Origin of the sequence: Butyrivibrio sp. NC3005 (assembly GCF_000424545.1) — a bacterium.
Lineage (GTDB): Bacteria > Bacillota > Clostridia > Lachnospirales > Lachnospiraceae > Butyrivibrio.
The window spans coordinates 1-16,854 of record NZ_AUKC01000061.1; the positions used below are offsets into that span (position 1 = coordinate 1).

Annotated in this window: 12 protein-coding genes; 6 read left to right on the forward strand and 6 right to left on the reverse strand. The window is 34.0% G+C overall.

Annotated features, from left to right (window positions below; genetic code table 11):
- Positions 1–846 precede the first annotated feature (846 nt).
- Complete coding sequence (locus G634_RS0113660) at positions 847–1,179, forward strand: type II toxin-antitoxin system RelE/ParE family toxin (RefSeq protein WP_026505751.1); 333 nt, start codon at positions 847–849, stop codon at positions 1,177–1,179.
- 10 nt (positions 1,180–1,189) lie between these two features.
- Positions 1,190–1,507 (forward strand): helix-turn-helix domain-containing protein, encoded by a 318-nt coding sequence (locus G634_RS0113665; protein ID WP_026505752.1) that lies wholly within the window; start codon positions 1,190–1,192, stop codon positions 1,505–1,507.
- A 562-nt stretch (positions 1,508–2,069) separates the two neighbouring features.
- On the opposite strand, the gene G634_RS0113670 is transcribed toward G634_RS0113665, so the two are convergent.
- Both G634_RS0113670 and G634_RS0113675 read right to left on the reverse strand, forming a co-directional pair.
- Entirely contained in the window at positions 2,070–3,167 is a 1,098-nt protein-coding gene (locus tag G634_RS0113670) for a DUF4179 domain-containing protein (RefSeq protein ID WP_026505753.1), read from the reverse strand.
- Positions 3,164–3,727, reverse strand: coding sequence for an RNA polymerase sigma factor (locus tag G634_RS0113675; protein WP_026505754.1), 564 nt, complete (start codon positions 3,725–3,727; stop codon positions 3,164–3,166). The genes G634_RS0113670 and G634_RS0113675 overlap by 4 nt, the downstream gene beginning before the upstream one ends.
- 230 nt (positions 3,728–3,957) lie before the next feature.
- Between G634_RS0113675 and G634_RS0113680 the strand changes: the two genes are divergently transcribed.
- Both G634_RS0113680 and G634_RS0113685 read left to right on the forward strand, forming a co-directional pair.
- Positions 3,958–4,695, forward strand: coding sequence for a zinc ribbon domain-containing protein (locus tag G634_RS0113680; RefSeq protein ID WP_026505755.1), 738 nt, complete (start codon positions 3,958–3,960; stop codon positions 4,693–4,695).
- 139 nt (positions 4,696–4,834) lie between these two features.
- Complete coding sequence (locus G634_RS0113685) at positions 4,835–7,495, forward strand: right-handed parallel beta-helix repeat-containing protein (RefSeq protein WP_026505756.1); 2,661 nt, start codon at positions 4,835–4,837, stop codon at positions 7,493–7,495.
- Positions 7,496–7,517: 22 nt separating this feature from the next.
- Here G634_RS0113685 and G634_RS0113690 read toward each other — a convergent pair whose 3' ends face one another.
- Positions 7,518–8,258, reverse strand: coding sequence for a LytTR family transcriptional regulator DNA-binding domain-containing protein (locus G634_RS0113690; protein WP_026505757.1), 741 nt, complete (start codon positions 8,256–8,258; stop codon positions 7,518–7,520).
- Positions 8,259–9,362: 1,104 nt separating this feature from the next.
- Between G634_RS0113690 and G634_RS0113700 the strand changes: the two genes are divergently transcribed.
- Together G634_RS0113700 and leuS are read left to right on the forward strand one after the other, a co-directional pair.
- Positions 9,363–10,061, forward strand: coding sequence for a YkgJ family cysteine cluster protein (locus G634_RS0113700; protein WP_026505759.1), 699 nt, complete (start codon positions 9,363–9,365; stop codon positions 10,059–10,061).
- Between the two features lie 129 nt (positions 10,062–10,190).
- The gene (gene leuS, locus G634_RS0113705; RefSeq protein WP_026505760.1) at positions 10,191–12,593 is read left to right on the forward strand and encodes a leucine--tRNA ligase; all 2,403 of its coding nucleotides are present in this window, start codon (positions 10,191–10,193) and stop codon (positions 12,591–12,593) included.
- Positions 12,594–12,688: 95 nt separating this feature from the next.
- Here leuS and G634_RS19345 read toward each other — a convergent pair whose 3' ends face one another.
- The 3 genes from G634_RS19345 to G634_RS0113720 all read right to left on the reverse strand — a co-directional run.
- Positions 12,689–15,049 (reverse strand): DEAD/DEAH box helicase, encoded by a 2,361-nt coding sequence (locus tag G634_RS19345; RefSeq protein ID WP_051234026.1) that lies wholly within the window; start codon positions 15,047–15,049, stop codon positions 12,689–12,691.
- Between the two features lie 73 nt (positions 15,050–15,122).
- Entirely contained in the window at positions 15,123–16,490 is a 1,368-nt protein-coding gene (locus G634_RS0113715; RefSeq protein ID WP_026505761.1) for an ATP-binding protein, read from the reverse strand.
- 168 nt (positions 16,491–16,658) lie between these two features.
- Positions 16,659–16,854, reverse strand: a 196-nt coding sequence (locus G634_RS0113720) for a tellurite resistance TerB C-terminal domain-containing protein (protein WP_026505762.1), incomplete at its 5' end; no start/stop codon positions are given.

Genomic DNA, 16,854 nt, shown 5'->3' on the forward strand with positions numbered 1-16,854 from the left:
AAAAGGCTTCGCCTTGGACCAGTTTGCCACTTGACTTTTGTTCTCACGAAACTCGCAGTAAATGCGAGTTTCTGAATATAAGTGACAAGAAGTCATACATTCTTGAATATAAAATTCAAGAATATATCAACCAAGCCAATTTAAGTTGACTTCATCGAAGGGCTTGGTTGACGCCTGAATCATATACTCACGAAACCCGCAGTAAATGCGTGTTTCTGTAATTTTATCTAAGAATACATACTTCAAGCATACATTTTGGGTGAGTGAGTAAGTGAGTGAGTGAGTCTCAAAAAAGGTGGTATGGAAAGGCGCTTCCTTTCAACATTTTCTCCGTGAGCTTTCTTCTCCTAAGCGTGGGGTCGAGGGTTAGAATCCCTTCCCGTACATTGAAAACAGAAAAGTGAATGCAAAAATGATGGAGAATGCTTTTTATAACGGTAATGATAAATCTGAGAATACCAAAAGCGAAGTAAAACTCCACCAAAGGAAGAAACTGATGCTGAAACCTTGATGCGGCTATTACAGAAGCCGGAAATGGCGGCATTGCTGAAGACAATTATAAATGCTGGGAAATAACAGATTAGCCTCTCTTGTTTATAAGGGAGGCTAATCTGTTATTTATGACATTATACAAACATTATTCTGACATTAAAAAACCGCATAAATACGGAATTTTTAACATTGCAGAACATTATACGGACATTACCAGAGGCGTTCCTGACATATAAGTCGAATAGGATAAGAATTCAGTTGTAAAGGATTTCTTTACAACTGCCGCTGATGGAAAGAAATATGGGACTTTTTCGTTTATATTGACAATCCTATTCAATAGGATATAATAGAGATATGAAAAGAACATTTATTGAGACAAAATATTTTACAGCAAAATGGAAAGAACTTGGTTTTACTGAAGAAGATTTACGCAGACTTCAGGAAGAGCTGTTAGAAAATCCAAAAGTTGGTGATGTTATGCGTGGGACAGGCGGTCTTAGAAAAATGAGATTTGCTTACAACAATCGCGGAAAAAGTGGTTCAGCCAGGGTATGTTATCTGGATATTGAAATCAGAGAAGAAATACATCTGCTTGATGTTTTTGCAAAGAATGAAAAAGAAAATCTATCAAAAGCTGAGAGAAACGAGATCAAGAAATTAGTTGAATTTATCAAGGAATTTGGATGAGGTGTAAGGTATGAGTTCAATGTACGAAAGTCTCATGAAGAGTCTTAGTGAAGAAGTTGAAGATATTAAAAAATATGGGAAATCACAAGGTAGGAAGACGGTATTAGAGGTTAGACCTGTAAAGGAATACACTGCTAATGAAATAAAAGAGCTCCGTCTTAAATTCGGAATATCTCAGGCAATTTTTGCAAAGTGCTTTGGAGTTTCAAAAAAGACTGTTGAAGCATGGGAAGAAGGAGTAAATATTCCAAGTGGTCCGGCTTTAAGAATTTTGGAACTGCTTACTTTGGGGCAGCTGAGTATAGATCAATATATTATTAAGCAATAAAGATGCCAACTGTGATGGGATTTTATGCACCTTAATAAGACTAAAAAAGCTATCATTAGCCAGATGAGTTCATAGTGCTACTTTGACAAAGTGGCAGTAAATTGGCAGTGGCACTTGCAAAATACTCCAAAATATATAAGCATACAAAGGCAGATTCTAACAGGTCATAATCGCAGATTTTCTCACTGTTTCAGCCTGATTTAACATACTTAAAAACACTCTATTTTTAGGTCCGGGGCAAACTCCTAAGCGGTAGGTCTGGGGTTCGAATCCTCTCCCGTACACTAAAAGTGGTATTATACACTTTTTTCCATAAAAGGAATAGTCCCGCATAAAAAATAGCAATAAAAGGGAGCTGGGAAAAATGATTTATCATTTTTTCACAGCCCCTTTTAGTTTAAAACTTCTCAATCGCCGTATTCACAACATTTCATTCACTTTTCTTTGGTGATTATCCATGATATTATCAGCGCTATTATGCAACCTATTTTAGACAATTATCCATAGGAAAAACTTGCATCTAATACGTTTTTAGCCTCATAAAACATTGAATTTATAGAATTTACTGAATTTTAACTTCAACCTTATCGCATCCACCATAGTCATTTGGCCAAAGAAGAAGTGATTTTACCTTGGAAATATCAATTACCCTGTCATATCCTCTAATGCAAACAGCTTCTTTTCTCGATTCATCCTTAAATCCACTGCTGCCGCCATTTGCTACCAAAGGAAGTCTTGTTCCATCTTTTAATACAAATCCGATAAATTCAGGAATACCCGTTCCATCCTCTGTTTCTTTTAATTTGCCATCAACCTTATAATTTACTGTAATTGATACAGGCGAAATCTCAACAGTAGTAATAGAGCAATTACTATTGGGGACTTCTTTATTTACAGTAATAGTCTGACTGCTGCTAACTTTAGGAAGCTTTAAATCAAAATTCCATTTTCCTTTCACAGAAGGTGTAAATTCGGCTTTACCTGTATAGATACCAAGTGATGAAAAATCTACATGAAGAGTTGATCCTAGTACAGAATTAAGACCATCTCCAGCCTGTATTTGAATTACATATTCTAAATCTCCGTTTTTATCTTTATAATGCCCAAAATTTCCATTTTCATCTGGAGTAATAGCAGTTCCATCATCATAAACAGCCATACCATTATCATCAATCATTGTTCCATCATAAAATGAGCTGGAACCATTTACCAATGAATTTTTATCATCTCCCAAATAGTAATCAACATCTGCTCCCGGCTCCTTGTAATCATCTATATCCAGGCCAATAACCTTAAATGATGCATACACGAAATTTTCATCTGCAACAACAGTATCAGGAGAAATAGTAATTCCATTATCTGTAATCTTATATGTCGAATAATCTGTTAGCTCTTTATAAACTATAGCCTGTCCCTTATCTGTTAATACCTGCTGCTGGGTATCAGTTGATTTCAAAAAACCGCTCATACCTCGCCCCCAGAAATGATGAATTGCAGCAGCTGCAGTAACAGTAGTAAACAAAACACAGCAAATACAGGCTACAACTGGTAATAATCTGTGAAAAACTGAAACTTTTTTCCTGTTTGAAAATCTGTCTGCTTTTTCCAATATATCATCATCTATACCAATCATACTCAAATATAAATCTCGACTTTTCATGATGCTAAATAACCCTCCTTTATAAGCCTTTTATAAAGTTTACCTCTAAGCCTTGTAAGAGTAACCGACACATTGTTATTAGTCATACCAAACTTCTTTGCTATTGAACTGATATCCTGAGTATAAAAATACCTGCATACAAATATATAAGCCTCTTTATCGGGAAGTTCATTCACAAAATCTCTAATAATATTCGAAAGCTCAGTTTTCAAAACCAAGTTCTCCACATCATTGGAATCAGGTATACATTCTTCAAGTTCATCTAGAACATCTGCTATGATTCCACCTCCTCTTTTTTTGGCATTCATGTTTTCATATTTATTGAATGCTATATTTCTTGCTATCTTTCCCAGAAAAATTCTTAAAATATGTGGCCTAGTAGGAGGTATTGTCTTCCAAGCCTTCATATAAGTATCATCTAATGTTTCCTCAACATCTTCTTTACAGCCAAGAATGCTTCGAGCTATTGCCGATAGATAATTATTGTATTTTTTATCGGTCTCTGTTATAGCCTTTTCATTGCGATCAAAGTATAACTCTATTATTTCTTCGTCTCTCATTACATCCCCTTTTAATAATAGTATTTGTAGGCCCTACATCTATATAGACAGAAAAAACTCACTATTATTACATATATAAACATAATAATCGAACATAAAATATCTTCTACGTTACAATTCATTAAACCAAGTAGTTATTTCTCAATATATTTTGCAGAACGTTGACGTAATTCACACCTATCATTATAATGAAAAAAGATGTTTTTACGTCATTTATGGAGGAGAAAGAAATGAATAACAAATTTTGCCCTAATTGTGGAGCACCATTAAAAGAAGGGGAAATGTTCTGTTCAAATTGTGGCAGCAAAATCGATAACTCAAACGTTCAAAATGTAAACACTTCAAATATCACTAATACTACAGCATCCAATACTAATGCTAATACATTTTCCAATATGAATACTCAGATGCCACAAAATGCTATGAACAATACAGCTAATGCTCAGATGAATACTAATAAGTCTTCTTTTAGCAATAGCATGAAAATTGGTATTGCAATAACTGTTATTGCCGTAATTTTGGTCATTACTCTTATAGTCAAAATCAGTTCAGCTATTACAGAAGCTAACAGAAAACTTCCTTATGAATTAAAGTGGAAATACACTACAGAGAAGATTAAAGAAGAGTATAAAGACACAAATAAATTTGGTGATGATGGTCTTTCTTTGAAATTTGATCCTGCTGAATTAGGTTTAACAGAAAGTGACAAAGTTAAATATGGATCTACTTATTTATCTTTCGATGATGAAAAACTTAATTATATTAGTATATCAGCTAATATCAAAGATCAAGAAAAGAAAGACAAAGTTCTTGATTATTTCAAGGACAAATACGGTTCTATTGATGAAAAAAACGAAGGCAAAGACAGTACAACATATATGTGGAGAAAAAGTGCAATTGATGCATTTATAACTCTCTCTATCGGAGATGATTACGTTTCTCTTTCTATCATCAAATCTGACAACTAAGTAAATACTAACTGCAGGTTTTCAATTGAAAACCTGCTTTTTTTATAAAATATTCTAATAAAGCTAGATTTATAATAATCCGATATATACGCTGATAGGGGGATTGGAATAACTTTTACAAGAAAAGGATAAATACACAATGGAAATATATGTTTCTCAAAAAGAAGAACATTCTGGAGATGGTAGTTATTTTCATCCGTTTAAAACAATCTCAGAAGCAGCAAAAATAGCCAAAGAAGGAGATATTGTAAACGTCGCACCTGGAATATACAGAGAATGGGTAAAACCGGCTTTTTCTGGAACAAAAAATAATCCAATTATCTATAGAAGCACAAAGTATCATGGTGCTGTAATTAGCGGCGCAGAGATAGTCGATAATCTGCAAAAACTAGATGTTAAAACATTCCCAGACACGATAAGTGATATAAATAATAACACAAATAAGTCGGAGTACAGATATAGAAAAGATTACATTTACAAAAAAGAAATTCCTGATTCATCCATTATAAATGAGAATTCTTTCCAAAGACTTGTTTCAATTGAAGAAAAAAGACATGCCATAAACCTATATATTGGCGATGATGAACTTCGCAAAGTATACTCTATAAATGAAATCCTAAATCCCATTCCAGAAGATTATAAAAATTTAAAAGGAGTATGGTTTACATTAAAAGAAAATATTGCAACTGTTATTTATATAAGATTTTTGGAAAACATTGAAAATATCCCTCTCGAAATGACCTTTCGAAATAATTGCTTTTCCCCGGTCAAAGAAGGCATAGACTATATAACTATTCAAGGATTTGTACTGGAAAAAACATCTTATGGTGATACATCTTACAATTCTAAAAAAAATGCCGCAGTTAATCCTAACAATTCAAAAGGATGGTGTATTGAAGACTGTGAAATCAAAAATAACATGTGTTGCGGAATAAGTTTAGATATATATAACAATGAAGATAACACAAGTACATTGTCAACCTGTTTCAAAAAGAGTCCTGCTCAAATAAAACTCGAAAATATAATGAAAGTAGAACACTCTATCTGGAATAAATCTACTGTCGGAAGTCACATTATTAAACGATGCGAAATCCACAACTGTCTGCACGCTGGAATTAGTGGAGACTTTGGAGCTATTTTTTCCAAAATAGAAGATAACCATATCTACAATATTAATAAAGGTAATCTCTCGTTAAAAAAAGATACTGCAGCAATAAAGCTTAGTGCGACAGTTGACACTACAATAAGAAGAAACCACATTGAAAATAATGCACGAGGTATATGGATTGACTACTCTGCGCAAGGATGCAGAATCAATCAGAATATCTTGCACGACAATTATTCCTATGAAAATAAAGATTATTCTTCAAGTTTACAATTTGGCGAAGACTTGTATTTATCACATATCCATGGTCCTATATTAATAGATAACAATGTTATGTTATCACCATTTTCAGCTAGACTAAATTCTGATGGCTATGCTTTTGTTCACAATCTTATAGCAGGGGCATTCACTTATGTTGGAAACAAAAACAAAACTATATTTTCTAACTTTAACGATATAAATATTTCGCCGTACCATATGCCGCACGAAACTGTTATAAGAGGTTTTGGTCCTATTCTTCACGGAGACTGCCGCTTTTATAATAATCTCTTTGTTCAAACTAAGGCAAATGAAAAGCTAATGTCAATTGCGCACTCATGCGAATTCGATAATACCAAAAAACTAAATTTCTCCGTAGGATTGCAAGTTTATAATGAATTTCCCACACCAGAAGCATTCTGGCCGCAGAAATCAACCTCTAAAAACTCATCTTTTTTATATGACTATTACAACGAATTTCTTCCAGTTTATACCTATGGAAATTTCTATCTTGGCGGTGCTAATCACTTTAGTAAAGAAAAGAATTTTTTCCATGACATTCAACAGGTTTACATTAAATTATTTACCGAAAATGAAATCCTTATTATGGAAACTAATGCATATGAAAACCTTCCAGATACAATTTGCTATTCCATATCCTCTAAAGAACTAGGTAATACGATAGAGTCTGAATCACCTTTTGAAAATACAGACAAAGAAACCATAAACCTTAGAAAAGATTTCTTTGAAAACACAAGAACTGTAGGCTATTGTCTTCCTGGTCCTTTTGCATCCAAAAATACTATATATAAATTATTTAAGACAAACAATGAAAATGGATACGAAGCATCTGCAACAAAAATAAACGATATTAATGATAATACAAGTACAGCTGAAAGTAATAGTGTTACAAATGATATTAACCTTGAAGAAGAAAAACTCCCCAGAATTCTTCATGCAGATTTAATGGTAACTGGATGCGAAAACATTTCTTTTCCTTTTGAAAAAACAATGGTTCGAGTAAAAGAAGTCTTTATCTGTGGAAATATACTATATATCCATTTTGATACTACAAATGATCTTATTGAAATAGACCTAAAATACGGCTTTTATCACCATATCTCTCCAAAATGGTCGATTAAAGTTCTCCAGGCAATGGATGCTTCTGATAACGAAAATATTAATATCTTTATTAGGACAATTGGAACACTTCTATCAATATTGTCTAGAAGTATGACACACGACCCTCAAGATGCTTGTAGTAAAATATCTGACAAACTACAGCCTGTTTTAGACAAATATGGCATCACTATGAGACTTACACCTAATTACATGAAATTTATTTTTGAAAAGAAGTTTATAACCTTTCAAGATGTTATCTACAAGATACACAGAAAACCTCTTGACATTGTCACAGACATATTTGAATGTGAGTGACAAAACCTCTAGGTTTTGTCACTTACTTCCGTATAAAAATATCATGGAATTCATCTGTCATATATGAATTTGACATCACGAAAGAATTATTGCTTTCTGTTACTATTTCATTAGTATCGTATTCAATATGATCAATAAGACATTTATTAACAAGCGTATTTCGATTACATCTATAAAAAGCCCCATTAGTAATATTACAAATTTGATTTAAAGAACAGTTTAAAGATATTTCGTATTCTCCGGAAATAGCAGGGGATAAAAGCGTTAAAGTTTTTCCACTGCACACTATTGCTTCGATTTCATTAATATTTACAATACGCTGATCATAATAGTTCTTAGCATTTCTACATGGAATTCCATCATATTCCTTCTGTTTTTCTTTGCCAACAAATTGAATCAATTTTCGACACCTTTGCTTCATAACAGAAGTATTCTCTTCATTTAAAAACAACTCATTAGGATTAATATAAGGATGAACATATAATCTAGGATTAACAAGTCGATTTGACAAAACCATTAAATAAGTCATGGTCCTTACTGTCTGTTTTCTAACATTTATCAAAAAATCCACATCACTATTACTTTCAACATTAAAAAAAAGAATATCTGGTGGATCATTAGAAATCTTCTTAGCGCTTCTTAAACTCTTGAATGAGTGATACTCATAATCTGTACAAATCAAAAAATCTACCATCCCCGGAATCCAATGCCTGATGTGACTATCCATGTCACTTTGCAAGGAAACTGAATAAATCTTTTCCATAATAACTCCATTTAAATAAAACTTTTTAGAAATATTTGAACCTTAAATAATGCTTAAAACGCAAAAACTAGAAAAATATATCACATTTATATCTCGAATTCAATATATAATATTCCATAAAAAAACATATATTTTTATTCGAGTAATTGTTATATTTTCCAAAAATAAACATATAAAAAATGCAAATATGTCCTTAACAGGCATAAATATTGAGTTTACGCGTTATCTTTATATCGTTTGTATTTTAACAGCACTATCGAGTTTCCATAAACTTTTTTAACCATAATATAAGTCCTGCTTATTTTTGGAACGTCATTTTCTTCAAAGACATGTTTAATTTTGGAATCATTGTAAAAAAATATTTTTTTCTGCGATTATTTCCATTGGCATAATCTGTAAAAGAGCAGATATCCGTGCCTTTTGAATCATAACACTCACATTTATCCTGTTATTTTCTGTAATTTACAGATATTTACAGTTTTTTTATATCATATGATTAAAACAATAAAATTAGCAACGCTCATTAAAGTTATGCTCGTTTTTGGAATGATCCTTTTGAAGTATTGCTTATTTTTGGATTTCTTTTCTAGAAGAGTTGCTTGTTTTTGGAACAATAATAGGCAGTTTCCTTTAATTTATGGTGTTTTTTGGAATATTTATATCGAAGACGTGGTTTGTTTTGGAATTTACTAAAAAACTAGCTATTTTTACCTGTTGTATTTTGGAATCGTGCTAAGAAATGCTTTATTTTGGAATATAATTATAGTTTTTTCTGCTGTGTTTTGGAAAGATTTTTATAAAGATATGGTTGTTTTTGGAATAAATATGGTAAAAAACATTTTTACATGGTGTATTTTGGAATTAATTCCTACAAATTCAGCTTTTATCGTGATTTTAAATCATGAAAAGTTTCAACATAAAGGCTTTTTTCAGACAAGAATCGCATTTTAAGAAAAATTATCAGTTTTATGTAGCCTGACAAAAAGCAATACGCAAACAGTATCATATTGCTATTAGATTTAATTTCCAAAAAAATTGTAGATAGTAACATAATAGTAGCCTATAATTATTACTGACAAAAACTGATTATTTACGAGGAAAATTATGTTCAGAGATATTGATATAAACGAAATATCAGACGGAAAACTATATGATATAGATGATGAAGTTCCTGTTGGCTGCAATGCCTGCGAAGGTTGTAGTGAATGCTGTCAAACAACAGGTGATTCCATAATCTTAGATCCTTATGATATGTATAATCTCTCCAAAGTCTTAAACAAAAGCTTTGAAGAAATGATTGAAAAAGAAATCGAAATAAGAATGGTAGATGAATTAATCCTTCCTAATATAAAGCTCTATGATGAAAATAATAAAAATGCAGAAGATAAGTGTCCTTTTTTGAACGAAAATAAACGATGTTCTATCCATAAATACAGACCAGGGTTCTGCAGACTTTTTCCTATGGGAAGATATTTCTTTAATTCAAATGATTCTTCTTTGAATAAGAAGGATTACAAATATATTTTGCAGATAAATGAATGTACTAAACCGAAAGAAGAAAGATATAATGTTAAACTTTCAGAGTGGATAGGTATTGAAGATATCGAACAATACGAACAATTTGTAGATAAATGGCACAGTTTCAAAATCAATATACAGGAAATACTTTCTCAAATGCCTGAAGAAAAAGGCATTAAAATGGCAAGGTATATTCTTCAAATTTTCTATGTAATTGCATATGATACTTCAAAAGATTTTTATGAGCAGTTTTATCATAGAATGAGCAAAATATCATTAAAATAAATCAAGAAAATTAACCGCTTATTTTTGACAGCATATAGCATATTTGCTACAATTACGTGTAATATCGTTTGTTAAAAGAAGTTAAATATAATAAAGTATTCAATGCTTTTCATATACAGGGAGGAAAAAATGGAATACGATTTTAAACAAATTGAGCCTAAGTGGCAAAAGAAATGGCAGGAGTCCGGAATCTTCAAAGCAGAAGATTTCAGCAAAAAGCCAAAATTCTACGGTCTTGTAGAATTTCCTTATCCATCAGGCGCAGGAATGCATGTAGGTCATATTAAAGCTTACTCTAGTATTGAGGTAATCTCCAGAAAGCGTCGTATGCAGGGATATAACGTTATGTTCCCTATAGGATTTGACTCTTTCGGACTTCCAGCTGAGAACTATGCTATTAAAACAGGCACACATCCAGCAGTAATAACTCAGAAAAATATCGATCACTTTTCAGATCAGCTTCGCGCAGTTGGATTTTCTTTTGACTGGGACCGCGAGTTTGCTACCAGCACATCAGACTACTATAAATGGACACAATGGATTTTCCTTAAGTTATATGAAAAAGGCCTTGTTTTCAGAGCAAATACTCTCGTAAACTATTGCCCTCACTGTAAGGTAGTTCTTTCCAATGAAGATTCGCAGGGTGGTAAGTGCGATATCTGCCATAGCGACGTAATACAGAAAGAGAAGAGCGTTTGGTACCTTCGTATCACAGATTATGCTGATAAACTTCTTGAAGGTCTTGATTCTGTAGATTTCCCTGATAATGTAAAACAGCAGGAAGTCAACTGGATTGGAAAATCAACAGGTGCTTTCGTTAATTTCCAGATTAAAGACATTGATGAAAAGCTTGAGATTTATACAACAAGATGCGATACCCTTTTTGGTGTAACCTTCATGGTAATGGCACCTGAGCATCCACTTATTGATAAGTATAAGAATCGCATTGCCAATTTTGCTGATGTTGAAAATTACAGAGCAGAATGTGCAAAGAAAACAGAATTCGAGCGTACACAGCTTGTCAAGGATAAGACAGGTCTTAAACTTGACGGATTTAGTGCTATCAATCCTATTACAGGAAAAGAAATTCCTATCTTCATCGCTGATTATGTAATGATGGGATATGGTACAGGCGCTATCATGGCTGTTCCTGCTCACGACCAGCGTGACTATGACTTTGCCAAGAAATTCGGAGTACCGATTGTACAGGTTATCAAAGGTGGAGACATTGAAAAAGAAGCGTACACTGGCGATGGCGAAATGATTAACTCTGACTTCCTCAATGGATTTACTAACAAAAAAGACTCTATCGAAAGAATGCTTGAGTTCTTGAAGGAAAAAGGCATCGGTGAGAGAGGTGTTCAGTACAAGATGAAAGACTGGGCATTCAACCGTCAAAGATATTGGGGCGAACCAATCCCGCTTATCCACTGTCCAAACTGCGGCGTGGTTCCTGTTCCTGAAGACCAGCTTCCACTTGAACTTCCTGATGTTAAGAATTTCGAACCAGGCGAAGATGGAAACTCACCACTTGCAAAGATTGACTCATTTGTAAACTGCACATGTCCTAAGTGCGGAGCTGCTGCCAAGAGAGAAACAGATACAATGCCACAGTGGGCAGGTTCTTCATGGTATTTCCTCCGCTTCTGTGATCCGCACAATGATAATGCATTTGCTGATCCTGAAAAGGTTAAATATTGGATGCCTGTTGACTGGTATAACGGTGGTATGGAACACGTAACACGTCACCTTATTTATTCCAGATTCTGGCATAGATTCCTTTATGATCAGGGATATGTTAGCACAAAAGAACCTTATGCAAAGCGTTCTTATCAGGGACTTATCCTCGGACCAGACGGAGAGAAGATGAGTAAATCCAAAGGAAACGTAGTCGATCCTATGGATATCGTAAACCAGTATGGTGCAGATACATTAAGACTCTACGTTCTGTTCATGGGTGACTATGGCGCAGCTACTCCTTGGAGCGAAAATGGCGTTAAAGGATGTAAGAGATTTATTGACCGTTTCGCATCACTTACAGACATTCTAGATAAGAAACCTGAAGATACATCTCTTGAAAGCAGTCTTCATAAGATGATTAAGAAGGTAACAGAAGATATCGAAGCAATGAAATTCAACACAGCTATTGCAGCTATGATGACATTCATGAACGAAGTAAGTTCTGCAGGTACTATCTCCAAAGAAGAACTTTCTGTATTCATCAGACTTCTTGCTCCATTTGCACCACATATCTGTGAGGAGATGTGGACATATATAGGCGGTGAAGGACTTGTATCTATTGCTCCATGGCCAGAATATGATGAGCAGAAGACTATCGATAAGACAGTAGAAATCGTTGCTCAGATTAACGGAAAAGTTAAGAGCAAGATGGTAATCGAAGCTGATGCTGATAAAGATGACGTAATCGCCAAGGCAAAAGAACTCGATAAGATGAAAGATGCTATAGAAGGTAAGACAATTGTAAAAGAAATCTACGTTCCTAAAAAGCTCGTCAATATCGTAGTTAAATAATTATTTCTGATACGATTTAATTTCTCAAAAGAGGTATTTCACTAAAAAAATGGTGAAATACCTCTTTTTTACCATCATGGTAATTTTCTTTTACTTTAGAAAGATGACTCAATTCGTCCCGTATTACTTTCATCTATTTTTTCTGGAATAAACCTTTCCCACTCTTTAACTCTTTTTAACATTCCATCAATGTCTAGAACTCCAAATGCAAACCCTTTAATCACTAAAGATTCCGGAAGCATCTCATCATATTTTTCAAAAAGAGGAACTTCCTTAGGATATACAAGTTCTAGAGGATTTATAGGCTCTTTAGCTAACGATGTTATCAATTCATAGAAAGTCTTTTCATCTGCACTCATAGTAAACTGAATATAATAAGGCTTAGCACTATCCATACCTTTTAATCCCAGAAATCCTGCACACTTTATTTTCAAAAATCTTTCAAGTGCCATAAAAGAGTATGTACCAAGCCACGGGAAAAGAGCCCACATTTTTCCTCCAAGGCATATCAAAGGTTTCTCTAATATTCCAGAATGCTTTGCCATATTTCTTGCTTCTTTTAGTCTTGAAACAGCATTAGCCATAAGATAAGGATATATTTTATCCTCTCTTAAAGCTTCTTTCATGCGCTCTAATATATGAGTATGGATATCTCCGGGACAATCGCCAAAATATGCAGGAACTCTGCCTTTGACCATAGTACAGTACACGTTATGGCGCTTGAAATCTATTTCATCAACCACCCATACATGTCCCGCAATAGCAATTTTCTCTCCAACAGGTGGCGGTTTTACAATAGTCCCAAGTTCTCTGGACTCATCTCTTACCGTAAACTCTTCATTTTCCTGAAATACAGCATAGAATTTAAAATGGTTTGTTATTCGCTCGCCCGTTAGACCTAGAATAATTCCGCCTCTTTCAGTTCTCTGAATATAATCTTTTTCCAGCATATGATGAAGAAGAACCTTGAAATCCTCCTGAGATATCCTATGAAAATATGTCAAAGTAAGTATTCTTTTTGCAAGTTCAACAGGAGTCATCTCACCGCAGCTTGCAAGAGTACTCATAGTCTGGTGGAATAAAAGACTATAACAAAGCCTATCTAGTCTTGGTGGTTCAACCCATCTTTCTTCAAGATATACCTGTATAAGCGCTATAGCCTGAATTAGTTTCCATGGGATATTTTCAGGCATCATCGCTCTTGGTTCTGGATGTTCTTCTCTTATAACAAACCACATTTCCGGTGGAAGTTCACGCCTTCCGGTTCTTCCCATTCTCTGCAAAAAAGAAGAGACAGTAAAAGGAGCATCTATCTGAAATGCTCTTTCCAGTCTTCCAATATCAATTCCAAGCTCAAGTGTAGAAGTAGTAACAGTAGTTAAATAAGAATCCTCATCCTTCATTAATCTTTCTGCCGATTCACGAAAAGAAGTTGATAGATTCCCATGATGAATAAGAAATCTGTCTTTTTCATGCATAGCTTCACAATACTCCCTAAGAGTCGTTGTAGCAGCCTCAGCATCCTCTCTGGAATTACAGAAGACAAGACATTTCTTTCCCTTTGTATGTTCAAAAATATATCCAAATCCCGGATCTGCTGCCTTTGGAGCAGTATCAGTAGAAGGTTCAGCAAAACAGTAGTGTTCTTCTTTATCTAAAGGAACAGAATTTATCACCTGTGCATCAATAACCGTTCCATTTTTCACCATTTCTTCGGCTTTTTTTGAACTTTTTACCGTATCAGATGCCTGTTCTCCACTTATAAAAAAATGTTCAACAGAAATTCTCCAAGTTTTGCTCCTTGCCTCAATCTTAGGAATTATAGTATTTCTGCCTGTTCCAAGCGATAAAAACCTACCTACAGCTTCCAAATCTCCAATAGTTGCAGACAGACCAATTCTTCTTGGGTTAACTCCTGCCATTCTGGATAACCGTTCCAAAAGACACAAAGTCTGACCACCACGGTCACCTCGAAAAAGCGAATGAACCTCGTCTATTACTATAAATCTCAAATCTCCGAACAAAGATACCAACATTGAGTGTTTGTGAAGAAGAAGAGCCTCAAGAGATTCCGGAGTTATCTGCAAGATTCCTGAAGGATTTTTTAAAAGCTTATTCTTGTGAGATGCTGACACATCTCCATGCCAGTGCCACACAGGAATATCTGCTTCATTGCACAAATCTTCAAGCCTTGTAAACTGATCATTTATTAACGCTTTAAGTGGACCTATATACAAAGCTCCAACAGATTTTGGAGGATTCTCATAGAACATAGAAAGTATAGGAAAAAAGGCTGCCTCCGTCTTACCAGAAGCAGTAGAAGCACACAAAAGAAGATTATCATCTGTATTAAAAACAGCATCACCTGCTGCCACTTGAATAGCCCTTAGCTCTTCCCATCCATTCCTGTAAATAAAATCCTGAATAAAAGGAGCATATTTTTCAAATATATCCATGCCTTTTTCCTACAACCTACACAGCTTTTTGCATTCTCTTATCATCTATAATAAGCACTCAATCTTTCAAAAGTTATATTTCAAACTCTGCAAACATATCATCTTTCCTTGCTAAATCCGGAGAATCCACTACAAATTTGTCTGCATTTGTTTCAATCTCATTTTTAGCATAGACAAATTCATCAGAACCTAATAAATCCTTAATTGTAAGCTCATTTTTCTGGTAAAGAATATTTAGTATTTCAATAAAATCTCTAATAACTTCTCTAGGAGTAATATGACTGTCTGCACCAATTCTTCCAAACTCAATTTTGATAAAGTAGTAGATGTCCTCATCAGTAATCTTTTCTTCATATCCATAAAGCTGACTGTGTATATTTGAAAGTTTCCCGCATAGAACAAGCATTTCCTCAGAAGTTAATGGCTCTAACCTTATCACAGGTCCCAGCATATCTCTACATCCATCTTTTGAGAATTTACCCTCCTGAAGCCTTGAACGAAGAGCTTCATAGCTATAGATTCCACGCCTTGTATCTTCAATACACTGCGGTGTTCCTGACATAATAAACCCAAGATTCTTAGCTTTTCCCTGCATTGTGTCATTATACATAGTCAGAATCTTCTCATAGTTGTATTGTCTTGCAATAGAATTAGGAATCTTATATATATTAACAAGCTCATCTATCATGACCATCATGCCACTGTATCCGGCCTTTTTTAAAAAGCTGGCAAAAAGTTTAATGTACTCATACCAGTCATCATCAGTAATTATGATGTTTACTCCTAGTTCAGATTTTGCTTCGCTTTTTGTCGCATATTCGCCTCTTAGCCATTTGATTACCTTTGATTTTGTTTCCTCATCTCCATCCATATATGAACGAAAATACATAGTCAGAAGCTTTGCAAAGTCAAATCCATGAACAAGCTCATTCATAGAAGATATCTCGCCAAAAATTCTTTGTTCAACAACTCCTTCAAACAAAGGATTATCTATCATAATTCCATCAGCTACTACCTGATTTTGAATATTCCCAATCCATTTATCCAGAATAAGATTAAGTGCACCGCCTTCAGGTCTAGTCTTTGTAGACATGTTTTGGATAAGCTCCTTGTAAGTAGAAAGCCCCTGACCTTTATTACCATACAGACGTCTTTCAGGAGAAAGATCTGCATCAACTACAACAAAACCTTTATCCATAACATAATTTCTTATAGTTTGAAGCAAAAAGCTTTTTCCGCTCCCATATTTTCCGACAATGAATCTGAAAGAAGCACCTCCATCTGCGATTATATCGACATCTCTTAATAAAGCATCTATTTCATTTTTTCTTCCAACTGTAACGAAGGGAAGGCCTATTCTTGGAACAACGCCTCCCTTAAGAGAAGATATAATAGTATTTGCTATTCTTTTTGGTATTTTTTTATTATCAGAAGCTGACATTTCATTCCTTCCTACATTAAAAATTCTTTTTCTTATATCTGAATGTTTCTTACTGTTTCAAAACAGTAACTACACTTTGTCTAAAACTTTTATTCCCCAATTATCTTTTTCTTATATCTGAATGTTTCTTACTGTTTCAAAACAGTAACTACACTTTGTCTAAAACTTTTATTCCCCAATTATCTCTTTCACATCTCCTATATAATCTTCGATTAGTATAGGATTGTCACCATCAAATTCGATTATCACATCACCTATTTCGTCATAGAAAGCCTCATTTATTTTAGAAATAACAATTGAGAGCATAAGATGATTTTCTAATGCATATTTTTTTACATCTGTTCCTTCTAACAGCAATTTTAGG